The 23,792-nt window shown below is 51.3% G+C and carries 25 protein-coding genes; 19 read left to right on the top strand and 6 right to left on the bottom strand.

All coding sequences use genetic code 11. From position 1 onward, the window contains the following. The first annotated feature begins 34 nt into the window (after positions 1-34). The 3 genes from AD930_RS02305 (at position 35) to AD930_RS02295 (ending at position 2,923) form a co-directional block, all read left to right on the top strand. A complete protein-coding gene (locus AD930_RS02305) occupies positions 35-958 on the top strand; it encodes a hypothetical protein (RefSeq protein ID WP_156476808.1) in 924 nt (307 codons plus the stop codon). A gap of 31 nt (positions 959-989) precedes the next feature. After that, positions 990-1,313, top strand: coding sequence for a hypothetical protein (locus AD930_RS02300; protein ID WP_061504962.1), 324 nt, complete (start codon positions 990-992; stop codon positions 1,311-1,313). Between the two features lie 131 nt (positions 1,314-1,444). Next, positions 1,445-2,923, top strand: coding sequence for a hypothetical protein (locus tag AD930_RS02295; RefSeq protein ID WP_061504961.1), 1,479 nt, complete (start codon positions 1,445-1,447; stop codon positions 2,921-2,923). Positions 2,924-2,963: 40 nt separating this feature from the next. On the opposite strand, the gene AD930_RS02290 is transcribed toward AD930_RS02295, so the two are convergent. Continuing rightward, positions 2,964-3,965: an alpha/beta hydrolase family protein gene (locus AD930_RS02290; protein WP_167375127.1), complete on the bottom strand. Its 1,002-nt coding sequence runs from the start codon at positions 3,963-3,965 to the stop codon at positions 2,964-2,966. Between the two features lie 270 nt (positions 3,966-4,235). On the opposite strand from AD930_RS02290, the gene recA reads away from it, so the two are divergent. Together recA and AD930_RS02280 are read left to right on the top strand one after the other, a co-directional pair. Further along, entirely contained in the window at positions 4,236-5,288 is a 1,053-nt protein-coding gene (gene recA, locus AD930_RS02285; protein WP_061504959.1) for a recombinase RecA, read from the top strand. Positions 5,289-5,434: 146 nt separating this feature from the next. Next, positions 5,435-5,899 carry a hypothetical protein gene (locus AD930_RS02280; protein WP_061504958.1) on the top strand — a complete coding sequence of 155 codons (465 nt, stop codon included), beginning with the start codon at positions 5,435-5,437 and terminating at the stop codon, positions 5,897-5,899. Positions 5,900-5,929: 30 nt separating this feature from the next. Here AD930_RS02280 and AD930_RS02275 read toward each other — a convergent pair whose 3' ends face one another. Then, positions 5,930-6,574, bottom strand: coding sequence for a hypothetical protein (locus AD930_RS02275; protein WP_061504957.1), 645 nt, complete (start codon positions 6,572-6,574; stop codon positions 5,930-5,932). Positions 6,575-6,854: 280 nt separating this feature from the next. On the opposite strand from AD930_RS02275, the gene AD930_RS18460 reads away from it, so the two are divergent. Then, positions 6,855-7,475 (top strand): HU family DNA-binding protein, encoded by a 621-nt coding sequence (locus tag AD930_RS18460; RefSeq protein WP_082781626.1) that lies wholly within the window; start codon positions 6,855-6,857, stop codon positions 7,473-7,475. A gap of 90 nt (positions 7,476-7,565) precedes the next feature. On the opposite strand, the gene AD930_RS02265 is transcribed toward AD930_RS18460, so the two are convergent. Then, positions 7,566-9,557: an LPD1 domain-containing protein gene (locus AD930_RS02265; protein ID WP_061504956.1), complete on the bottom strand. Its 1,992-nt coding sequence runs from the start codon at positions 9,555-9,557 to the stop codon at positions 7,566-7,568. 174 nt (positions 9,558-9,731) lie between these two features. Here AD930_RS02265 and AD930_RS02260 point away from each other — a divergent pair, with 174 nt between their 5' ends. Continuing rightward, entirely contained in the window at positions 9,732-10,013 is a 282-nt protein-coding gene (locus AD930_RS02260; RefSeq protein WP_061504955.1) for a hypothetical protein, read from the top strand. Between the two features lie 86 nt (positions 10,014-10,099). Next, positions 10,100-10,453, top strand: a complete 354-nt coding sequence (locus AD930_RS17605) for a hypothetical protein (RefSeq protein ID WP_156476807.1) — start codon at positions 10,100-10,102, stop codon at positions 10,451-10,453. Here AD930_RS17605 and AD930_RS02255 read toward each other — a convergent pair. After that, positions 10,422-10,997: a DUF1311 domain-containing protein gene (locus tag AD930_RS02255; protein ID WP_061504954.1), complete on the bottom strand. Its 576-nt coding sequence runs from the start codon at positions 10,995-10,997 to the stop codon at positions 10,422-10,424. The genes AD930_RS17605 and AD930_RS02255 overlap by 32 nt on opposite strands. 246 nt (positions 10,998-11,243) lie before the next feature. Between AD930_RS02255 and AD930_RS02250 the strand changes: the two genes are divergently transcribed. The 3 genes from AD930_RS02250 to AD930_RS02240 are packed head-to-tail and all read left to right on the top strand — an operon-like array spanning position 11,244 to position 14,647. Continuing rightward, entirely contained in the window at positions 11,244-12,932 is a 1,689-nt protein-coding gene (locus AD930_RS02250; protein WP_061504953.1) for a Hint domain-containing protein, read from the top strand. Positions 12,933-12,985: 53 nt separating this feature from the next. Beyond that, positions 12,986-13,648, top strand: coding sequence for a DUF47 domain-containing protein (locus AD930_RS02245; RefSeq protein WP_061504952.1), 663 nt, complete (start codon positions 12,986-12,988; stop codon positions 13,646-13,648). A 12-nt stretch (positions 13,649-13,660) separates the two neighbouring features. After that, entirely contained in the window at positions 13,661-14,647 is a 987-nt protein-coding gene (locus AD930_RS02240; RefSeq protein WP_061504951.1) for an inorganic phosphate transporter, read from the top strand. Here the strand turns inward: AD930_RS02240 and AD930_RS02235 are convergent, their stop codons facing one another. Further along, the gene (locus AD930_RS02235; protein WP_061504950.1) at positions 14,648-15,868 is read right to left on the bottom strand and encodes an ATPase, T2SS/T4P/T4SS family; all 1,221 of its coding nucleotides are present in this window, start codon (positions 15,866-15,868) and stop codon (positions 14,648-14,650) included. A 24-nt stretch (positions 15,869-15,892) separates the two neighbouring features. Beyond that, positions 15,893-16,699: a hypothetical protein gene (locus AD930_RS02230; RefSeq protein ID WP_156476806.1), complete on the bottom strand. Its 807-nt coding sequence runs from the start codon at positions 16,697-16,699 to the stop codon at positions 15,893-15,895. 175 nt (positions 16,700-16,874) lie between these two features. On the opposite strand from AD930_RS02230, the gene AD930_RS02225 reads away from it, so the two are divergent. From AD930_RS02225 to AD930_RS02190, 8 genes are all read left to right on the top strand, one after another. Beyond that, positions 16,875-17,960, top strand: coding sequence for a DNA/RNA non-specific endonuclease (locus tag AD930_RS02225; RefSeq protein ID WP_061504948.1), 1,086 nt, complete (start codon positions 16,875-16,877; stop codon positions 17,958-17,960). A gap of 4 nt (positions 17,961-17,964) precedes the next feature. Then, positions 17,965-18,297, top strand: a complete 333-nt coding sequence (locus tag AD930_RS02220) for a hypothetical protein (RefSeq protein WP_061504947.1) — start codon at positions 17,965-17,967, stop codon at positions 18,295-18,297. A 350-nt stretch (positions 18,298-18,647) separates the two neighbouring features. Continuing rightward, a complete protein-coding gene (locus AD930_RS02215) occupies positions 18,648-19,184 on the top strand; it encodes a hypothetical protein (RefSeq protein ID WP_061504946.1) in 537 nt (178 codons plus the stop codon). After that, a complete protein-coding gene (locus tag AD930_RS02210) occupies positions 19,184-19,810 on the top strand; it encodes a hypothetical protein (protein ID WP_061504945.1) in 627 nt (208 codons plus the stop codon). Before AD930_RS02215 ends, AD930_RS02210 begins: the two co-directional genes overlap by 1 nt. A 17-nt stretch (positions 19,811-19,827) precedes the next feature. Further along, positions 19,828-20,712 carry a hypothetical protein gene (locus tag AD930_RS02205; RefSeq protein WP_167375126.1) on the top strand — a complete coding sequence of 295 codons (885 nt, stop codon included), beginning with the start codon at positions 19,828-19,830 and terminating at the stop codon, positions 20,710-20,712. A 130-nt stretch (positions 20,713-20,842) separates the two neighbouring features. Further along, positions 20,843-22,084, top strand: coding sequence for a hypothetical protein (locus AD930_RS02200; RefSeq protein ID WP_156476805.1), 1,242 nt, complete (start codon positions 20,843-20,845; stop codon positions 22,082-22,084). A gap of 26 nt (positions 22,085-22,110) precedes the next feature. Continuing rightward, on the top strand, positions 22,111-23,376 hold the full coding sequence (locus tag AD930_RS02195; protein WP_061504942.1) for a hypothetical protein: 1,266 nt from the start codon (positions 22,111-22,113) through the stop codon (positions 23,374-23,376). A 27-nt stretch (positions 23,377-23,403) separates the two neighbouring features. Continuing rightward, positions 23,404-23,792 (top strand): KH domain-containing protein (locus tag AD930_RS02190; RefSeq protein ID WP_208598547.1); only part of this gene is annotated, 389 nt, incomplete at its 3' end.

The raw sequence follows: 23,792 nt of genomic DNA, 5'->3' as shown, positions 1-23,792 counted from the left end.
GATCAAAAAGCCTATAAAGAAGAAGTATTTTTGATTGCTCACTTACCGCTCTGTTATGGGATTGTTTATTAACAAAGCCTTTACGGAAAAAATGTATGATTTCTTCTTAGATTTCAGTGAAATCATCACTAGCATTGGTCTTGTAACTCTTTCGCAAAAAACCACCCCAAACACTGGCTACGAACGGGAACATCAAGAAGGCGCGGCCATGGCTCTGATGAACATTTTCCAGGATACGCCGAGGCCTATAAAAGACCTCCCTTCAGCTATACGAAAAGCAACAAAGGCAGGCATTGTAGATTTCAGTGGTCACAGTGGGCTGACGCATCTGCCAGACCATTTCGCGACCCCACTCTCTCTGGACTTGTGCGGATGCGAAAACCTCACCTCCCTACCCTCAGACCTATATGTCGGGGGCTGGATCGATGCGTCTGGATCGTCTTTGACCGCCACTCCAAAGGGGATGATTGTCCGACGCGACATCATACTGCGCGGTTGTGACACTCTACAGTCATTACCCTACCCCCTTTGCGTTGATGGCAGCCTTGACGTTACCGGATGTGAAGCGCTGAGAGACATTTCCGGCGTCCGAAAAGTCTCGGGTAATCTGGAGATGACCGGCTGCATTTCCCTTCAGAAGCTTCCAGATGAGATTGCTGTTGGATGCTCCATTAATTTGTCAGATTGTCGGTCACTTACACACCTGCCATCGAAAATAACTGTCGGGAAAAGCCTCACAATGCGGGGATGTGAGTCTTTGGAATGTTTGCCCGATATTTTGCATATCGACGGAGACCTTGATCTTACAGATTGCACATCCCTTAGAAGGATACCACCAAAAATCAGCGTTTCAGGCTATTTGAAGTTGAGCGGATGCACGGGCATAGCCATCCCACAGCAGCTCATTTCCAGCATGTACAGGAAAATACTCCTTCCCATCGACTTTTCTGTTTTTTAACCTTGAATCGGTACATCACAAGGATAAGAGCATGCCTAGTCACGCTATCATAGAGGACATCGCTGTAAGGGAAAGCGGCGGAGATCTTCTTTTCCTCTTGCCACCCACCCCCTACAATAAAGACACTCCTATTTATTGGGAGTATGACAAATCTGGTAAGCGGCTCCTTCTTTCCCAGAACAATAAGAAAATTGGCGACACTTTTGTCGACGATGACAACGCCGAGAAAATCTTCTCCGCTGCACGATCAGTCATAATCATCGAGACAGATGATGAAGGAGCGATCGGAGGGATCAATCAATACTCCCACGTGAGGAGAAAGACCGATCAAACAGTCGGGCCTAATACGAATTGAAGACTTATGGCGCCCCTACCCTAACTCACAACAAATCTGCGCATGGGAAGGTTAGTCCCTTGCATCGCTCTCAGGTAACTTAGGGGCATCAAAAGACCGGATTCTGGTCCGACTAGAACAGGAACTCCACAATGCTGCAGCCGCAATCAAACTCCCACCTGCGTGACATGAGCGAGCAAATTATGGCGGTACACGAACAACTGGAGAGCGATCTTCAAGCTCAGGTTGGGGCGGCTACAGCCAGGCTGATGTCGAAACAGAACGTATCCCCCGTCTCATCGCTCGACAAATTTTTCAACTTAGACAGCGCCGCTGTCGGCACCGCTGGGGGCAAGCGTGCGCAATCCTTTGAAAGAGGGTTGGGTTATGTCAGGAGCGCTGCCATTAAGGGCATGGCGGAGGGCATCCAATCCTCCTTCGTCAATTCTGCCGTTACGGTCAACGGACAGGCATCCCCGAACTGGGGGCGCTTTGGCGTTGCCGCAACACAAGGCTTTACCTCCGGGCTTGCCTCTACTTCCAGCATGAACCACCAGGCCTTCACTGCGACAAATGAAGCCCTGTCAGCAGCGGCTAACGCCAGGAACACACAGTCTCCTGCGAATAGTCAGAGAATTGCAGGTCTGATGCGTAGGGTCGCCAGGCAGAACGCCGTTCACGCTCAGAACGAGCGCGTGACAAAACTTCCGCCTTTACGGACCACCTTCGCCCGTGAGGCGCAGAGAATGCGGAGCTGGGGTAAAAACCTCGCGGCCGCTGCAGTGCTTAACGCGCAACTCACAGCAAGCGCAGCAACCCGTAAAATGTCTTCAATCGGAAAATTCTTCTCAGCCAAAGCGCGTGACATCAAAACAGGGGCAACAGAGTTCCTGCACGCACAGTCAGTGCGCCGGACAATCAAGTTGGGGACCTGTGTAGCAGCCTGCGCGGCGCTGGGCGCGTTTGCTCCGCACATGATGACCGCAATGCCGAACGCAGCAGAGGTTGGTCAGTCGCTCGCCCATCACGGTCAGCACGCCGTGCATGCTGTGGGGGATATTCATCACCACGCACATAACGCCGTGAAGGCGGCGGCCAGAACCGGGCACCATCTCGCCCATTCCGGCTTGCGCTCGGTCATGCATGGCGGTCACCAGCATATTGAAACCGCATCTCACATCGTTAAATCCGCAACATCCATGAACCCGGATTTGTCGGCCGATGCCCTGAATATGCAGCAGCTCCAAATACTGCACGATCCAGCGAAGACTATTACTCAGCACGCTCAGACGTTGGGGAACTCTGCGCCACAAGCGGTGAAGCATGCCGTGCACACTATGGTAGCACAGGCCCCTGCCGCCACAGGCGGGATCACGCCGTCCAACCCACTGGCCGCAGAAGTGGCGCAGAATATGCAGAAAGGACCGGCGGCTGCGCTGCACGTCCCCCTCGGCCAGCAAATCGCTCATGTGGCGAAGTCGACCTTCGTGGATCAACCCTCAGCCTTCCTCAAGGGGATGGCCCAGGGGATCAGCGATATGGGCAAGCAGATGTCAGCGCAGCCTCATTCCACAATGCTGGCTGACGCGGGGAAATACACCCACGATTATTCAGCAAACACGCCACGCTGATCACAATCCGGGCGGCTCTGTTTCGGCTGCCCGGATTTCTCTAGCGGTATAGCATCGCTAAACGCCCGTCGGTATCATTCTCGAAATCTGCGCCGGCAATAAGATTGAGATATTTCTCGTCATAATCCCCATAAGCCTTTAAGAAGCCGGTCGTCGCTGCGCATATCTCCTCAAACTGGTGCTGGTAGCCTACCCCTGACCATGCATGTTCTCCGGTGCAGGATGACATCGTGGTTTTGCGCATCCAGGCCAGATGCTTAAAGTTTGGAGCAGAAAGCGCGTAAGCATCCGTTCTGTCATCCGCAGTAAGCCCCCGATTGAACAAAGAGTCGTCTCCAGGCCCGGAAACAGTAAGGCACGGAGAACTCAGATCCCTCCATGAGTCCATGTCAAAGCCCAGCGCGCCATGCCCCTGAGGCGTAAGAAGCATTCCCGCATAATAACGGTCATCTTTCATGCTCAAAATCTCATTGTCGGCAGGGCCAAGTCTGGCGGTTGCGCCCAAAATAAGCTGGGCTGCAAAAGCACCAAGAGAGTGACCGACAATAATTGGCCTTTCGGTCGAAATATCCAGTCCAGAGACCTGCTGCATAATCGGGATTACATCAAGGACCCGCTTGAGTGTTGCACTTCGCTCCTTCCAGGCATCTAGGGGAATTCTAAATGAGTCATCCGCCCCTAGCGGAGCGCCTAGATATCGAGGCCACTTAAAATCAGACTTTATGGCTGCCTGAGAAACAGTTTGAACAATTTCTTCGTCGTTGTGCATCGGCGCGACAACCACGAAGCCGTGGCTGGCCCAATGCTTAAGCAGTTCCGTGTATGAAGAGGGAGTCAAAAATTCAGCGTGACTAAAAACGACTAACCTTCCACCTTTCTTCCCGACAGGAGACCATACGCTCAGATGCACGTCGCTGTCTGGTGAGAAATTAACGCTTCCTGACGGGGCGCCATAATCCCCCTCACTTGCAAGATCAGAGAAAGGCGTATGATCCCCCTTTGATGCCAGATGTTTGACCGTAAACCGTGAGTCATCAGGCATTGATAGGCTGGGGGATGAGAAAGCCCTACATGATGGGAAGGAGCCAAGACCTGCAGCCAATGATGTAAGCAATAACCTTCTTTTCATGAGTGCCACTTCTTTATTAATTCACCAACCGACATGACGATAAAGAAATCAAGCCAAAACATCAAAATCAAGGTGTAATTTTTTACATGAAATAGTCTCGCTTTTTCCTGTTTTGTCCTTGCAAATAACAGCGTGCGCTGCGAAAATATGCTATCGAAACAAGAGACAAACAAGGTTAGTTTCATGAGCACGACCCCCAAACATGACTCCCGCCAAGACGCGCTCCAGCAGGCAATGGCTCATATCGAACGCTCTTTTGGCAAAGGCAGTGTTATGCGTCTGGGCGCTGGCACGGCTGAAGGACTTTCTTTTAAAGCTACCCCTACAGGCTCTATTGGCCTGGATATCGCTTTGGGAATTGGCGGCATCCCCGAAGGTCGTATTATCGAGATTTATGGCCCCGAGAGTTCCGGCAAAACCACACTAGCCCTCCACGCTATCGCGGAAGCACAAAAACGCGGAGGCACCTGCGCATTCATTGATGCTGAGCACGCTCTAGACCCTGGCTACGCTAAAAAGCTTGGGGTTGATATCGACAATCTTTTAATCAGCCAACCTGATTCTGGTGAACAAGCGCTTGAAATTGCCGACACTCTTGCACGATCCGGCGCAATCGACGTGTTGGTGATTGATAGCGTGGCCGCACTGGTGCCTCGCGCTGAGCTTGATGGAGACATGGGCGACAGTCATGTGGGCCTCCATGCGCGCCTCATGAGCCAGGCTTTGCGGAAGTTGACCGGCACAGTGTCGCGAACCAAAACAAAGTTCATTTTCCTGAACCAGATCCGCCTGAAAATCGGGGTAATGTTCGGGAATCCGGAAACCACCACCGGTGGCAATGCCCTGAAGTTCTATGCGTCAATCCGCATGGATATCCGTCGCATCGGGTCCATCAAGGATAAAGATGAAGTCGTCGGGAATACTACTCGTGTGAAAGTCGTCAAAAACAAAGTGGCACCCCCGTTCCGTCAGGTCGAATTCGACATCCTTTACGGGCATGGCATCAGCCGAGAAGGCGAGTTGATCGACCTTGGGGTAAAGGCCGGTATCGTTGAGAAGGCTGGAGCCTGGTTCTCCTATGATAGCCAGCGCATCGGACAAGGTCGTGAAAACTCAAAGCAGTTCCTCAGAGACCACCCTGATATGGCATCAGAAATCGAGAAAAAAATCAAAGAACATTCTGGTCTGATCGCGGAAGCAATGCTGAAAGCAGGAGGCGGGCCTGAGGAAGAGTGATTGTCTTCAAACTCACTAATTTGACGAAGAAGATCGCTGTCTGGTAGTCCTTGAGAAAGTCCTCTCAAGGACAAGCTCTTAATCCCGTTCACGAAACCTAAGGAAAAGGCGCCATAGAGCGCCTTTTTTGTTTAAGGCAGACGACAATGACCAAAGACAATGCACCTACACCGTCTTTCTCCGTTAGACGGCTATTGAAAAAGCAGCGGCAGATCCATGATGCAGCAGCTTTGGATGGTCGCCTTAAATCGTTAAGGAAAATCGCGGATCACGATAGCTTACTCTACTCAAAAACATCTGCTCAACATGCCAAACGATTCCTTCAAAACCTCTGCGAACTTCACCAAACACTGTTTGAACCATCGATCTTCTTGATAGGAAACGGGAACACTCGACTACTGTGGATTCATGGAAAAGAACAAGTAGGACTCCAGTTTCTTGCAGGTGGAGAGATCCAATTGGTGATGTTTGCAAAAAAAGCCGACTCAGCAACAGAAATCGAAACAAAAGTGGGAGAGAAAGTGACCCCAACTTTTGCCTTGGAAGCAATCACTGCCATGAACCTCGCCCACCTTATTACGCCCAATCAGGGCAACTCATCCCGCTCCTAACGCCTTCAAAGAGGCGGTGTACAGTGGCTCTCAGCCACCCCGCGCCGCCCCATGGCTTGCCGACCAGGCCAAACAAAGTGCTGAAGCCGTCTTCGGAATCTCCCTCGGCCTAGGAAGCTCAAAAGCTGCAAACTTTTTCTGGATGCCAAAAGACATCCTGCCGTCGACACTTCTTGCCGAAACATTACCCATAGCTTTTAAAATTGCCGGGACAGCATCACCCTTCACAACAAATACCGGAGGGCGCCCCGGAGGAGGGGCCTCCGTAACATCCATTTTAACGAACTGCATCAAAGCACCGATTTCCAGAGCAACGTCCTGGGGAACCCCAACTTTATAAGCTACACCCGGCATAGATAAAGCCATTTCCATAGTTCCGCTTGACCGCTCACACTGGAATAAGACACCCTTCCCGTCTTTTTCTGCAGGACGCATAAGCCGTAATTTCTGTCTTTCCTTGTCGTGCAGTGGTCCCATCACAAAAGCCCATTCTCCACGTCCCCCACCTCCCGACACCACAATATCCGCCTGAGCCGGAATATTCAGTTTCTTCAGTGCATCTGGCGTGGCAGCAGATATTCCCTCAGCGGACGCTTGAGATCCAAGGATAACTGATGCGCAAAGGATAAAACTCAATCCAATCGAAGCACTTTGAGCTTTCTTCTTACCATTCATAAGGACCACTCCACAGCAAGACATAAACAGGATTTTTTCCAAGCGCTCCTTACCTTATAACCGTAAGCATATGAAACCTATTGATTTTCTCTTTTTTTACATTCATAAATGCGGCTGCAACAGACCCAAGTTTAGTAGCCCGTCGCTATTTTCTCGGTGTTTTCAGACATTCATGCCCAGTGGCGTCCAGAATAATCTCATTCAGCAAGGTTAATATTGCTATTTAGGTTTCGATGGATATCAATTCTCAAACCAACCTCAATGGAGACAAGAGACTCTCATGAGCAAACAGTTCGTGGCAGACCGACTGCAAAAGTCTTTGGGCGTTACCGGCGTGGCCGCTCTCAAGGCCGTTGATGACATGATGGCTGCAATCCAGGAAGATCTCATCGAGAACGGGACGTTCCTTATGGCCCGCTTCGGGACTTTCAAAGTCCACAAAACGGGTCAGCGTCCTGCGATGAACCCACGGACGGGTGAGAAGATCTCTGTGCCGGCCTCATACACCGTCCGCTTCAAGCCTTCTCCGGTTTTGAAAAACAAGGTGGTAGAAGCCAAAGGCGGCACGCCTCGCCCGGCACGACGCACAAAGAAAGCGGTGAATGGGTCAGCTCCGAAAGGTAAGCCTGGCCGCCCCGCAAAGTCCGCCACCGCGCCGAAAGCAGTGAAGTCCGCAAAAGCCCCTGCCGCAAAGGTGAAGGCGACACCGGCAAAACCGGTAAAATCGGCTCCTGTAAAAGCCACGCCGCGTAAGGTCGTTCCGGCAAAAAAAACGGTGCCGGTGAAAGCCCCAGCCAAAATCGCCGCCAAAACGGTAAAAGGCAAGGCAGTCGCCCGCCCCGCTAAACCTGCAGTGGCACCGGCTTCCAAAAAGTCTCGTTCAGCGAAAAAGTCCAGGTAACTTTTCGTCAGAGCAAAAACGGAAAAGGGCGACAGCATAACGCTGTCGCCTTTTTTTATAGCAGGTGTTGCACGATGAGGATTAGCCGTTTCATTGCGGCTCAGGCGCTGAGAGTTCCTCTCTAACGGCTTCAGGCTCAGGAATTTTCGCTGTCATAGCGTTTAACGGTCTCGGAGCTTCATTTCGCAGCCCATACTCCGGCCCCACAACATCCATGAAGCGCTCGAAAGCCTCCCCTATCACCTTCCTCTCACGGCCTGCCGGGTAAGGATTGGCAGCGATAAGTCCCAAGTCCGCCAATTTCTGATAGATTTGCGGATCCGTGCTATGAACAAGATATGGCGATTTTCTGATGCCATCAGCATTATTTAGACGGTCCTCAACCCAGGACTCAAACGCTCTGGCGAAAAGCTCCGTAGGACGCGTCCAGTAGTCCGTACTCCCTATTTTCGCAGAGTTTGTCGCATAATCGGTTTGAACCGATCTAGTTTCCCCCCCAAGTTCTAAGCCTGAGACTGCTGCCTCCATGCGTTCGATCTGGGCGGCGCAGTTCCTGATGGTGATATCCCACCCTTCTAAGCGCTTTTTTGTGCTGATTGCCATATATTCGGGAGCGTCTCCGTTAGGATACTCAGCTTCAAAGCTCTTTTGGTCACTGGCTTTCCTTGCCTCATACCGATGCTGCAGGCTCTTTTCCTCAGTTATTGCCTTTGCCCACAGCGCAATATCTTCCTCTTTGGTCAGCTTAATCTTGAGGAAAGAATGCAAAACGGCATTGACCTGCTGGACGACGGCGCCGGGAAGGAAGGATAAACTTTTTGTCCGCTTATCGCTGAAGTCAAGTCTCCCTCCGCTGGCGTATCTTAAATGACCTTTTTCGCTCTTCATCCCCTCTGGCGCTCGGGAATTAGCTATGAAGAAGTCCAGGGCATGTGCCCATTCATGAGCAAGGGAACCCGCTCCACGCATCCGCGTAATATTCATGACCATCCTGTCCGGCTCAAAATGAGCCGACGCGTGCCCCTTGCCTCGCGCGCCCAGCGCTAGAGCCAGAGTTCCATCCAAACCAACACCTCGGGGATTGATGCCTATAGCATCAGCCAAATCATGACACGCAACCCAAGCTGCGTTGATAACTATCTGGCGCTCATCATTCGGAAGCCACTCCCCGAATTCAATTCCCCGGAAACCGAAATCGCGCATCAGTTGCTCAGCCGAGACATTATGCCCCCTACGATAGTCCGGCCCTCTGCGAGCGAGGTTTTCGAGGTGTGGCCTCTCAGGCAGTCCTACTCTTTTCGATTTTTTTTCATCATAGTGCGTTTTCGCAGCCTCAAGGGCAGATTCCTCGTTTTCGAAGTAACCAACGCGATCAATCCTCTTCGCCGTCTGAAATCTCGCTTCCACCATGTCGGTGTATTCGGCGTCTTTCGACAACTTGATTCGAACTTTCCTGATTACAAGAGTTTTCATCCATGCCGGTTTCTTGTTTTGTTTATATGGGAACCCGTCCGCCAGTTCTTTCTTCATCCGTTTTTCATCGCTGTATGAAAAACTCAGCCTATTGGACCTTAGTTCGGGAAGAGGGGAAACATTCCCCTTCCATATTTGGTACCAGTCCGGGCTGCATACATTATCTCGGTTTCTTGCGCTCGGGAGAGGAGGCGTTCTGCCTGGGCCTGGCTGCCTGTATTTCTGCTTGTATTCATTTATTGCAAGCACCAGATCAGCCTCTGTCTTGCAGGGGAGCACAGTCGCAGCAAGACTATCCACCATCTCAACATACAGCCCGGCACATTTTTCGTATGTCCCAAGATTCCCACCATAGTCATCCCTTGGCGCTGTACCCAAGTTCCGTCTTATCGTCTTAATTTTCGCAGCAACCTCTGGAGCCATTCCTTCTTGAGCAAGCTTCTCCCAGTCAGGCTCAGGCCAAACTTTATCCTTCTTAATCAGGTTGATCCGCTCTTCTGAATTCATCTCAGCGAACTGGTTTAGCGTAATCCGCATTCTGGCCTGGTCTTTTCTGGACCCACCAATTTTTGCGCCTATATTTGTGATTTTAGTGGCGGCTTTTGCCATTTCCCAGTCCTCAGTTTTAACCGAAATTGTTGCGGACAATGCTCTCTGATCGGGATGCAAGACACAATCTATTCTGTCACATTGTGAAGATGGTCCTACCAGTTGCATCCCTCATGCACTAATATTTCAAGGATAAATATCGATCGCGACAGGGACCGGAAGCAGGATAGTGGAATGATAAATCTAACCGTGGATGATTACGGATCATTAAGCATTATCTGTTCATCCAGGGCTCATGATGATGTTACGTCGCTCCTGATCACCCAGAGCAAAATCGGCAGCCCCTATCACCTTGTCATGCTTTCCGAGGACGGAAATAGGACCGAGGTCGGATACCTCGAAGACGGGGCGATAGACCCCCTGGATATACAAAGGACAGGGAACATATTGAGAGTTCGTGGTAAGGAAGTCCTTAGTAGTCACTCTCTAAAAATTATCCTCGACACTCCGAAGTAGCCATCTACCTTGCATGTGAATGTGCTAGAAATTCATGCAACAAATATTTGCTAAAGAAACACCGGACGGAGGTGGAGAAGAGGAACATGCAAGATCTGTTCGCGTGGGCGGAATCGAACCCTAAAGCACAGGCACCCCTGCCTGAACTCTCATCGGCACCTCCGCCCTCCAAACCCATCACTCCCCCATCTAACCGCATTCTTGCTGCAAAGGCTTCTGCCCCCATACAGGCTCAAACGCAGGAAAAACAACGGCTCGATGTCTTCCGGCGCTTGCCGCCGCCCCCTCCTGGTTGGGTTGAGGAAGATTTCTCCCTTACAGCACCTCCCGGCATGAATATGCTGCCGGATATGCCTGAGCCTGAAATCGGACCAGACCTTGACCTTCCCCCGCTATCACCTGAACTTGTCATTGAGGAAGCTCCGGCTCCTGGGATGTAGTCTCACCTGTGTCGCTTGGGCCGCCAGAAGGCCCGGCATGCTGAGCATCATCCCTAAGACGCTGGACGGTCAATCTACGACTTACCAGACCATTTAACATGCACTCCTGAAGGTTTATTTCACCATCGACCCCTTCAGAAGCACCTGCCGCCGCCATTTCCTTTGCCTCTCGCTCCACCTCTCTCTGGCAGTTAGAGACAAGGCTTTGGGACCATTCCTTCTGCCCAATTTCTACGGCCTCTTTCGCCTTCGCATCACCAGAAGCTAGTATTGCCTCATAGTCCGATTTAATTGCATCTTTCTGGCGTCTCCCCTCGTCCGTCAAACACTTTAGGGTGGCACCTCTTGCCTCATCGTCGATATTGCTGGCCTCATCTTGGGATGTTTCAGCGGACCCTGCATGAACTGCGTTCAAGCAGGAAGAGAAATTATCGGAAATCAATCTTCCGCCCCCTTCTTCTGCTCTGGCCAAAGACGAGCCAGACAGTAAAGCGGCCGTCAATGCAAAGACTGTCCCTAAACTCTTTAAGCTTACAACGGACATGAGAAACACCCTCTTTAGCGTAAACGCACGCGGATATATTTATCGATACTTACTTAAAGCTACCCATCCCCTTGCGAAACGCAAATACGGTTATCACTCCTAGCAAGGAAAAATAGTCTGGACCGCACCGGCTTCGTTTGATTTGTTCGTTGTCAATTCTTGTTTTTTATTTCTTTTCGGGCAATAATATCCTTATTGAATCAGAGGCCCGCGCAAGGCGTGTCGGCATTAAAGGATACCGAAGTTATGACCACGATTTCCGCCACTACGACCGAATGGATTGGCTCCAATAACGGGCTTTGGAATGACCCCGATAATTGGACCAATGGCGTTCCTCGTAAGGGCATTACAACGGTAATCGACACTGGCAACTCTGAGGATTTCAACATTAATCTGTCTGGCGGCAGCTATCAGATCAGCGGCATTCAGATTACGGGCAACGGGAATGTAACGCTTTCTGACGGTAGTGTCGGCGTTTATATTCAGACCGTGCAGCTTGCTCAAAATTCCAAACTCACCCTGAACAACGCTACGGTCGATGCTATCTATCAGATCACGGATACAGGAACTATCGGAGCCGTAACCGGGGGCACTATTGCCATCACCAATGGATCCTCCCTCAAGGCGAACTACATCACATCTAACATCACCTTTTCCGGGCCGAAAAACGAGATTTATCAATTCTGGAGCGGTTACACGATCCCGACGATGACGAATATCTCCCCGGACGATTACATCCTCTTTTCCGCCAACGAATGGGCCGGTGTTTATTGGAATCAGAACGCTGATGGAAGCTACCGCATTGTCGACACATCCGATAACGTGCTTGTCGCATCTATGCGCTTCGCTCCCGGCTCTTCCCCATCTGACTTCCGCTGGGTCCGTCCGTATGGGGCAGGCTATTCCGGCCTTGTCTGCTTCCTGCCGGGAACCATGATCCGCACCCCTCATGGTGAGGTCCGCGTAGAAGACCTTGCTGTGGGTGATAAAGTCGTCACCCTTACAGAAAATGGGATTGATTGCTCTCCCGTCTCTTGGATCGGGAAGGCTCACGCAAAGACCAATCCCCACGCATCTTCTGACGATATGAGCGGCGCTCCCGTTCGCATCCTCAAAGACGCGATTTCTCAGGGTGTGCCTTTCAAGGACCTTCTTATCACCCCCGAACACTGCCTCTTCATCGACGGAAAGTTTGTGCCTGCCCGGATGCTGGTGAACAACACGACGATTTTCTACGACAAGTCCTTTTCAGACTATGATTACTACCATGTTGAGACAGCGCGACACTCCGTTCTTGTCTCCGATGGACTTGCCACTGAGAGCTATCTGGATACCGGCAACCGCAAAACTTTTGTCGGGACCGAAAATTGCGAAACCAAGGATTTGAAATGGGGTGAAGATTCCTATGCAGAACTGAACACCAGCCCGGAGTTCGTGACGCCCATCTTTCAGGCCATCGCAGATCGCGGGCGTATCCTCTCTTCCGGCAATGTTTCAGAAATGGCGTCCACAACGGACACCCCAATGCTCCGCCTGATTACAGACAGCGGCAAGATGATCTTCCCCCTTCGAAAATCTGGACAGAGCTATTTGTTCATGATTCCTGATAACACCTCTGAAATCCAGATTACCTCCAATACCTCTCGCCCTTCTGATGTGAGCGGCCCCTTTGTAGATGATCGTCGCAATCTTGGTGTGGCTGTGGGGCGTATCTCCATCTTCTCCGCAGCAGGGCACACTCCCGTCACCACGCATTTGCAGGCTCGGGATGCACAAGGCTGGCACGAGGTGGAAGGCGACGCACGTTGGACCAATGGCCGTGGCAAGGTCACCCTTCCAGAAGCGGTTCCATCTCTGGGACAGAAAATGATTTCAATCGAAATCAAAAAGGCTGGCCCTTATCTCAAGGCAAACTCTCACAAGAAAGCTGCCTGATAAGCGTCCGCCCTACATGGGCGGACCCCCTTTTTCAACGTAAGGATACTTGTATGGATTTCCTATCGCATCTCGCCCGACTGGTAGGCCTGGCAAAACCTCGCTCCTCTCCAAGCCTTTCGCTTCTGCAAGAACACACAAGCCTTGTTAAAGAGGCCACAATCCTTCTGGAATCCCTCCTTCGAGCACCTCCAGCCGGTCTTGAGGCGATCAACGAGCAAATCATCGCCTTAGAAAAGCAGGCAGATGTAATCGAATATCAAGGGACGCAGGCTATCCACCAGGCCATCCTGCTCCCTTTCGACCGATCAATGCTTCTCGCGGCTTTCCACCTATCTGACAATGTCATCGACAATATCAGGAAGCTATCATTTGAGTTGACAGAGACCCAGGTTGAGCTGCCTCAGGAAGCCAAGGATATTTCACGCGCCATTGCTCAGGCAGCGGCCCGCATGTGTGATCTTCCGCACCAGCTCGAACGGCCTGAACGACATGCTGATGATATCAAAAACACTGTCCGCTCAGTTCATTTCTTCGAGAAAGAGGCTGACCGTGCTTACAGAACTCTCTATTCAGAATATTGCAAGTTCGCTGAAGGACAGGAACTCTATCGCAATATCATGATCCTTGATTTCGGGAGGAAGCTGGAAGCTATTGCTGACGGATGTGAAGATTTTAGCAAAGAATGCTACAGAATCTTGACAGACAATTCTTGATCTGGAGGTCGAATGGCACCGCTCGTAGCCGTAATAGTCCTTGCACTTATCTTCGACTACACCAACGGCCGCCATGATGCGGCCCTGATCACTTCACCAGTCACTTCCACCGGCACGCTTACAATCAGGCAGGCTGCCATCTTTACCACGGTCTGCTCTTTTTTTGCTTTCCTGGTTTTTGGCCTTCATGTTGCAGCTACACTGGGACATGGACTGGTCAACCCCAACTCTGTCACCCTTAAGACTATTGCGACAGCGCTTATCTCAGCCTGCGCTTGGAATATTTTTGCCCAGCGCGTCGGCGTGCCGACCAGTAGCTCTCATGCCCTGATTGGCGGTCTTATCGGATCCGTCATAGCCAGTAGCGGCGTTTCTTCTGTAATCTGGTCGGGTCTCTTGCCGATTATAGCCGCCATCTTCGTTGCGCCGACTCTTGGCTTTGTGGGCAGTATTTTGCTGACCCGCCTCGCTGCCTTTCCCACAAATCGCCTAGACTCACTCTTTATGAATCGTTTTTTTCGTCCTATGCAAATCCTTGCTTGTGGGCTTTTGGCTTTGTCGCACGGAAGCAATGATGCACAAAAAACGATGGGGATTATCACTCTGGCACTATTCAGTAGCCATGCGATCCCGACCGCTGATACTCCTCTGTGGGTCGTCCTGATGTGTCAGGCCGCTATGGCGCTTGGAACGATCAGCCCTCAACCTGCCGCCATGACGCGGGCTATTAGTCGCGGTATTGCACGGACACGCCCCTGGCAGGGGGCAGTCGCTCAAGGCTCAGCAGGGATCGTCCTGTCTCTGGCGACGATCTGTGGCATCCCTGTTTCATCGACACACGTCCAGACAGGAACCCTGGCTGGTGTAGGAGCACTTCATAGCCTTGGACGTGTGAGGTGGCGCACCATCCTACGAATGCTCATTTCGTGGATTGCGACTATCCCTGCATCGGCCGCAGTGGCAATGGGCATCACGATCCTACTTCGGGCGGTCTGGTGATTAAAAAGAGAACCAGGCCCTAATTTTGTCCACAAAGGTTGGCGGCGGAGGGGGAATTCGTCTCTTAACCCGCCGCCCCCCATTCGACCGCCTTACGGCTTCACGCTCACTCCCGTCACCTGCATCCCCTGCCTCATCATGATCTGAATCTGGCCGGCTCTCTTGCGAAGTCATTTGCTTCGAGTAATTAGGTGGAACCGCAACCACCGTTTTAGATCCGTATGTCGGATCTTCACCTTCGCTGCGTGCTAGAGCGGTTTTCTGTGTCTGCAGTTCATTTTCAAGAAGATGATACTGACCTTCACGAAGCAGGCTGCTAACAGCGGGTGTATTTTCAAGAAGCGTGATATGGGGCCGCCCATTTACGAGAGTTTGATGGGCGGCCCCTACCAACCCTTGTGCAAGCTGAATTCTGGCGGTTACATCCGCATTCTGGGTGGTCGCCTGAGCCATAAACATCAGACCGTCCTGCACAGAGAATGCATGCCCTGTTGAAATAGTCAGATGCCCCGATGTTGATCCCCTAATTAACATTTTAATACAGGCAGCATTTCTGAACTCAGACGCATACAGACAATCCGGATTAGAACGCAGAGCGTCTTCCATGACCGGTTGCCATTGCTCGTCGGTATCAATCTCTCTCTGGCAGATCTCTGCGTTATCATAGTTGTTAGGCGAAAATTCAAACTCCACTGGGTTTTCGGCGGCGTAAAGATACCCCCCATGGTGAGAGAGGAAATAGTTGATCAGGCTTGTGCAGGTCGTAGACTTACCTTCGCCTGTGGCACCGAAGATATAAATCCCAGCTTTCTTCGTTACCCATCGCTTCAATGTCGCTAAGACGGATTCACGAATGTTCAATTCATCAATATTATGGACGTCTTTATCAATGCTACGAAGGGCTGTACGCCACTGTCCTAGCTGGTCAGAGTAGGAGACGGCGCGGATACGTAGGTTATTGGTAGCGCGGAACGAGAAGTTCGCTTTGTTTTTCTCCGCGAAACTTTTTAATGTCAGAGCCACAAGCTCATCCGAAGCACTTCTAAATTCTGTTGGTATCGGATGCACACCTTTGGGGGCTGGCTCTCCCATTTTAGGCTTCGGCTTATAGCAGACGACTGGAGGGCCTGCCTTGAAGGGGTCCGGACCGGGTGGAAAACGCATATAAATGTCTTTGAACCGGAGCTGTTCGAGTAGCGCCGATTGTGCATCACCAAGCATGGCACTGCTCCATTGTTAAACTGGTCAATTTACGATTATCCTTTTGCCCCATTCCTGCTCCCCAGAGGCGACTGCTACATCTCTGAAGAGCCGCACATCACTGACGCGCATAGGGAGCCCCACTCGCCTCACCCCCATTTCACCAGCCGCATACTCTCTCCAGTGACTGAGGGATGATGCCTTGGCGGAGAGATCACCGCCGACACCATCGTAAAGACGACTAAGGACGGAGGGTGGAAAGACACCAGGCGCTGCGACGACGTTTGCCACCGCTCCGAGAATTGCGCGCGGATACTCACCATCTGATACGGAGGATGAAAGGATTACTGGATAGGTTGAGAATGAGCTGTTAGCGCATACGCTCTGAAAGGCTCCCTTGACCCCAGATGGGCTGGACGCCATTAGCATCACCTCATCCATCGAGCACCAGTTGGGAGTAAGCAAAACCCTGGAAGTGTCAGGGAAAAGTTTCCCCTCATTTACACAGCGCGCTAACTCATGAATATCCGGCTGTGCGTCCTTGTAAGCCATAAATGGAATAGCAAAGAATTCCAGACATTCGATGCTGGCGTTGTACCCTTTCGTCATCCACGAGACTTGAGCAGACAAGCGAACGGCCGTAGTGGCCCTCTCGATCTGTGTAAAATCTCTCATGCCAATTCGCGACACAGCAAAGAGCGCGACTTCGTCAGCATTTGGGGCACATGCAATTTCGCCACTCATGTCAGTAACAAACTGTGACACCCCGCGACGAAAAAATGTATCTGCTGCCCGTGCCATTCTTTCGTGCATCAGCCGCACATTCTCGGCACCCAAGGAAGAAATATTCATAAGACACCCAAGAAAAGAATACGCACAAACGGCACAAGGTTTGTCACCTCCCAGAAAGATAACAACCAATATTCATCACTCAAGGGTTTTAACTGTCCTTGCAAAAGTGTATTGTCATTCCTCGTTTTAACCTTTCCCTCCGCCTTTCATCTAAGGCCCCACAAGGTTAGTTTAGTTGAAAAAAGCCTCCTTCGCTCTGCTCTATGGTACGGCCATCGCAGCCTGCTACCTTTTATCCCCGGAAACGGGCCTGGCGGATGATTTCGCCGCGTGTCCCGACCATTTCCAGGGCGGTAGCGCACCACAGATCACAAGAGACGCCATGTCGAGGGATACCTTCCCTCTGTGCTATCAGGGCTTTGCTGTGCTCTACTCGGGCGTAAGTTACACGCCACTTTGGTCCGCAGAGCATCTCACGGAAGAGCACGTTGATGCGGCTTCTGCCATACGGCGCGTTAACGCCTTCCATCCAGAGTCAAATATTCCAGACGAATTCAGGTCCGAATTATCCGACTACACGCGCACCGGTTACGACCGGGGGCACATGACGCCCTCCGGTGATGAATGGACCCGTGAAGCTCAGCAGGAAACATACACACTTGCGAATATGATCCCACAAAACCCAGACAACAACAGAAACCTATGGGAAGGCATTGAAGCCTCTATTAGAGAACTTGCCGAAGATGACGGAGAACTTTACGTCGTCACGGGGCCAGTTTTTACAAAGAAACTGCACGCGGGCCGCCTTCTGGTCCCCACAATGATTTTCAAGGCAGTCTACGACCCCTCACAACATAAGGCCGCGGCATATTTAGTGGCCAATGGGCCGGGACGGGCATGGACGCAGGTGCCTATCCCTTATCTTGTGACGCTATCCGGAGTGAACCCCTTCCCTACACTTCCAGACGAAGAGACGAACAATGAACTCCCCCTGCCCTGGCCAAAGCCCCATGGCGATCGACATGGAATTCAACCTGGCCAGGTTTCTCCAGATAACGGAGGTATCCCCGGCGAAACGTCCGGCAAGAAGGAAGAGGATCTCCAAAGTGCCGATCTCAAAGGGAGCGGGAGATCGCCAGCTTCGACAATAGCGTCTGGTGAAACTGAAGCAAAATATGGTGCCATACTTTTGATGGCAGATATTATGAAGAAAGAGGCCAAAAAGGAGTTTCTGAGGCTCGGAAAATCTGCTCTTGATTATGTCCAGAAACACTATCAGTCCGGTGCCAGCATCTTCCACAACCCTACTTCGAAAGAGTGACTAAGTGACACATGTTGAGAGCGCCCTCGCAAACTTTTCGCCGTTCGTTGACGACGGGGTATGCATCACTCTCCCCGATCTGACCATTGAAAATGCATCAGACAAGGTGTCAATTACTCATCATGGCGAGGTTTTGGATATTACAAGAGACAAAGATGGCCTGAAACACGCACGTACCCTTGTCGACGAGATGACCGGGGCGGCAGATGAAGCGTCTGCGGCTATTCATACAATAGCTGCAGCATGCCTCATATCACTTCAGAACGACGCCGAATGCATCCCCGATAAAATCAAGATTAAGCCCACAATCGAGCTACCAGGAGATCCTTTCTCCTAATACGTCACATCGACAGATCTGGGAATGGAGAGGCTTCCGGGACCACCACGGGTTCTGGAGTAGGGTTTTGATCCGGGGCGATCTGATGATCGTTGGAGATCTCTGGCCCTGTTGGCTGTGTGCGCGCAGAGGCATCAGCCAGACAAGGGATGCTATCAATAGCAACCATACGTTCAAGATCAGTAGTTTCCGGTATTGGAAACTCCGATAAAGACAGCCCAAACAAAGGGAAATGTGAGGCCACTTCGCTGATCTCCAAATATTCATCTTAAGGATGCATGATCTATTCGCTACCCTTCTACTCGACTGAGAACAACTCTTTCAAGATCGGGTAGCAAGAGAGATCAGAAATGTCTGAAACAGACACGAGCCAGGACGGAGAATTTCACCTCGATATTGCGAGCCTAGGCGCGTGGATGTCTTCTCGGCCATCTCTTTTGCGAGCGTTCCTTGCATCTGGCCAACCCATGGACTCTGCTCGATGCCATGATCTCGTCGATAAGATAAAGCCTGACCGCGCCGATATTGCAGGCATTATATCTAATCTATGCCAGGATTTAAACGGAGTTGTCGGACTAGGCCGGCCAGGACGCTTCCGGATCATGGCATGGATGGCCGATGTTGAAAGAGACGAAATACATCCCCTGCTGCCAGTCCTAATCGGTGATATTGGTATGGAGGATGTACCGGTAAGTCCGGAGGTCTCAAAACTCTTTCATGACGATCTGCTGCAGTTTGCAACTAACGTAATAGCACCTCAGTCTGAGATGACCCTCTCAACCCCATCTATAGTGGCAGCCCTTGAAGCTGGCCTGAATACTCTGACGCCCGAGGCCACTCCCGTCAGTGAACCTGTTGCCGGGCCATCTCCAGAAGGAATTTCCTGATGATGCAATTCAGTAAGAAAGTAGGCATTGCTTTGCTGCTTACCTGCGCAACATTCCCGTCTGCAGGCATGGCCCAGTCTTCTTCTGGTTATTGGGGAGCGCAAAGCTCTTCTAGCCAGCCAGGCGGGGCTACAGGGGCCGACTGTCCTGAGAGTGTCGCCGCGGTCATGAACCAGCAAACCAGGCAAGCAGTAGATCAGTATGGGTCGCTGGCACAGACCCTCTACGATGAACTTCAGCAAGCCAAATACGCCGAGCAAGCTTGCCTAAAAAACCTCCTTAATCAACATCCAACCCTGTCAGGACTAGGCATACCGAGCCTCTCAAGTCTCTTGCAGCAATTTGAAAGCGCTGCCTGCAATGCCCTCCAGACAAACGTGAACTCTCTTGAGTCAATGGTGCAGACGGCCACACAAAGGAATACAAACGGGTATGAAATTATGCCCGGCGTCAGTGTAGGACAATCTTCATCAGCAATAACGTTCGCTTCAGGCACGACACCCGAGCAGAGCGATGCTGCATTCGGGGTGAATCAGGCAAATCAAGCATTATCTTTACTATCTAATGCCGCCAAGTACCCCGTAAATAGTATGATCAGCTCGTTTTCTGATTACACCCATCAGTGAGAAATTGGATAACCGAGATGAGTGAAATATCGCATACAAAACGCTCAGCGTTTTTCATCGCCTCGCTGATGGCTTGCACACAAGTCTTAGCGCCTCCTCAACTTGCGCACGCTTCGGCAGACAGGCGAGCATCTTCTGAAGATCAGGAAATTGCGAGGACAACTTTTCAGAGCTATCTCCAACGACATAAGAACGTCAGACTAGACACAGTCCGATCAGAAATATCCTCTACAGCAACAGCACTCATAGTCAGGTTCGCATCTTCGGAAACTTGTCGATCAGGATTTTGCACGACAGCGTTGCTTATCTATTCAAAAGAGAGCGAAAGCTGGGAGGTGGCATTCGAGAGGCACGTGAAGGATCTGAGGATTATAAAAAAACCAGGTCCGGCCGGACTATACTTCCTAAAGGCGGACGACGTTGTGTGGGAGTGGAGCGGCGGTCCAGCATACTACCCGGTGATATCAAGTCTGGGAGAGCCTTTCAGCACCCTGAAAAACCGCGCGCCCAATCGCATCTCCGAAAGATTCTCAGAAATCCTCCACTCGGGTGAATGGCTGAAATATCATCCGTACTCCGGCAAATCCGATTACAAAATTTCAGCAAGTAAAGTTCCAGCTAATCCGGCAACTTCCATCTGGTTCGCCTATGCCTACGCGCCAGGGGAGTGTGGTGATACTGGCTGCCCCTCTGCCCTTTTTCAGGACACTGCAGACGGCCCGACCGCTCTATGGCTTGGAGCGTCGGATGGAGAAGGCGCGACAGCAGCAGAAGCCGCCTCGGGTGGGTGGCGGGATATCCTTGTCACCACTCGGCAAGGCTATAAAGGGCTGAAATATGGAGCTGGCCGGTACAAGGAGAGTTACACAAGCTACCAAAGCTCTTACACGCCTTCTCCTTGAAAATGTGCCTGAAGGACCAGTCCCCAAAAATTACCTCTAAGGTTTGCATACCCCATTCGGTATACCGTTACTTAGATCTACTACACGCGTCGTCGCCCGCAGTTTCTTTGTGCTTGGAGATTTGTTCTGCATGTTAAATTCAAATTTAGCGCCTGCGCGCAAACAATTACATGCCAGATCATTTCTCATTGCTGCCGGCCTGCTCGGAGCCTTCGGGGTGTTCTCAGTGAGAACTGCGCTCGCGGATTCAAGCGCGACATCAGGCGGCACATACCAAATGTCATCCTATCAGGAGAACCTGATCCCTCTAGAAGGTGGTGCGAAGGGCTTTGGTGCTTCTGGTTCAAACGGCGCATATCTTGGGGCCTTCCAGTTATCGAGCTCTGCGCTTCAAGATGCTGGATTTAAGAATTCAGATGGAAGCTGGACTCAAAAGGCCCAATCATATGGGGTCTCTAGCGATTCAGACTTTCTTTCTACCCCGGAGGCACAGATTGCCGCGGACACCGCATATAACGCAAAAAATGCAAGCTACCTTCAGAGTGATCTTGGCCCCTCATACTCTTCGTATTTGAACTCAACAGACAAATACTCAGGGACCACGCTCTCCTCTGGCGCACTGGCCTACTGTTCTGAATCTCTGGGGGCATCCGGATGCGCAACCTATCTGAAGACTGGGAATATTTCGGCCACTGCCCTTGCAGACAATCCGTCATGGCAAAATGGTGGCTGGCAAAAGAACATGCAAAAGATGTCTACAACGAGTCTTGGGGACACGGTTGACGCAACCGTAACATCTTCGACTACAACGGACTCAAACGGTAATACTGAGTCCGCCACCACCGTATCCTCAATGTATTGCGCGCCAGAAGTTAAGGCTGCGATGCAATCGTCATCTGCGAACATGCTCAATAACTGGGTCAAGCTCGCCGAAATGCCCGGTACAGGCTACACCCTGGTTAACGGACAAAGTGTGCTTCAGGCTGGCGGAGGGATGAGCAGCGGAGATCCGGGGTATGTAAGCGATGAAGGCGACATGTATAATGCAGGATATGCCGCTGTATCCTGCATAAAACAGATACTGAACACTCGTCCAATGCTGAGCACATCGTCCTTTTCGCTGTCCGGCCTATTGCAGCAACTTGCATCAGCGGCATGCAATGCAATGCAAACACAGTTCAGCAACCTTACCCAACCCGTAAACCAGTCGCTTTACAAAACAATCGATCTGGATGGTGTTATTCCAGGACTCCACCCTGGAAGCATAAGCGTTGGAGCAAGCACGTCCATGACTCAAAGTAGTGGAGGCATGGGAGACGCCCTTCTCGGGGATACGTCTAACACTCCAGCAAGATCCTGGGTCTTTAACTAAACAACACATGCCACGAGGAAACGCTTATGCACGCCTATAAAAAATTTCTTTTGCTTGCGGCATGTGGGGTTATTTCAGCCTCAGGCTTTACCCAGAAAGCCAGCGCCTTCCCCGTGAGTGTTCTTAGTGATCCCGTAGCGATTGCCAACTCGATAAAAGAGATTGCTCAACAAAAGCTCAGTACTCAGACAATTTCAAACTTCATCGACAAAGAAACTTCCCAACTATCCGATTACATCGGCAAGCAGACAGACCTAGTAAATAGCGATCTCACAAATCTGCTTCAGCAAGGCGTCATTAACGACGACACAAATCTGCAAGCTCAGTCTCAGCTCATGGACGCCCAGGATAAGAGGCAGGTCATGATGCGCGTAGAAGATGAGAAGTTGCATGCAACCGAACAGACGGCGCAAGGACCGGCAGGCTGCAATGTGATCACGGAAGTTATAGCTGATGCGCAGGTCGGCGCAGCCAGAGAACAGTGGCGGGCGGAACTGGTAAATGGCGCGCTTGACGCCTATTCCGAGATCGACACATCAGGAAAAGATCGATCCCCTGAAAAGATCATCCAGGCCACCCTGGCAGGCCATTGCACCAACGGTGCCGGAGATATGGACGTCTCCAGCGGCATGTGTAAATCGAAAACTCAAAACACGATCTCAACTGACACAGGCTCCTCAATATCTCCCAAAACGGGGCATGATCTTAACGCTCAGGTCCTGACGCACCCGAGAAGCGATACGCTGGATCATACTGAAATGCAGCAGGCAAACAGTTTCATCCGGACATCAATTTTAACAGCCCCCCCTCCCCCGCCGCCGAACAACTCAAGTTCCAGCGCAAGCAATAGAGCGGCCTATCTGCGTCGGATGTCCATTATAAATCAGACATCGCAGGCTCTTGATGTGCTTGCCCAGTTCGCTGCCGATGCCGCCCCACTCCCCGGAAGCGACCCGACGGGAGACAACTACGACAGTTCACCGACTTCACTACATACATGGGCTGAGAACACCGCCGAAAAAGTTGCAGGATATTTGCCATCTAACAACTTCCCCCATGGCGTAAGCTACAGGGCTGTGGCGAAACTTCGTAGTAGGGCATGGTATGGCAATGCGGATTACGCCTTCAAAGTATCATCCGCCAATGAAGCGCAGAACGTCAAAGACCTAACTCTGATGACGGCATGGCAAGTCAAGCAGCAAGAGGAAATCAAAGAAGTTCTGCAACAGATAAGTCTGTCCCTTGCATTACTTTTGGCCGACAAACAGGAAGATAGAATGCAAACGCAATAACCTTCAAAAGCAGTCAGGAGACCTTCCGTGTCTGACACAACACAGCACTCCATTGCCACACCGCACCCTTCCGGCCCGGATCGGTCATCTGCTCTTTCGCTCGACGAAACATTCGAGGAAGTGGCACCTGGTGAGGATCATGAGCCTGATCTGGAGTATGAAGAAGAATTCACTGGTGCAGGCTCTGTGTCACCAGAAACCAGCGTTGACCTTAGCCACGCTGAAGAACTGGTCCAACCTGACGTGCAGCCAGGTGATCAACCGGCCACACAGGTCGACTCAACACCAGCACCAGTTGAACCAGAACAGGATCGAGGCACGTCTCACCCCAATGCAGGCCCCGACCCTCTTCACAAGGTCAGTTCAGCATCGACGCCAGAGAGCTTCTCTGAGGCTCGTGTTCTCAGTGAGAACTC

It is taken from the genome of Acetobacter malorum, assembly GCF_001580615.1.
GTDB classification, from domain to species: domain Bacteria; phylum Pseudomonadota; class Alphaproteobacteria; order Acetobacterales; family Acetobacteraceae; genus Acetobacter; species Acetobacter malorum.
The sequence above is the reverse complement of the archived record's forward strand: the minus strand, read 5'-3'. Positions and strand labels throughout refer to the sequence as shown.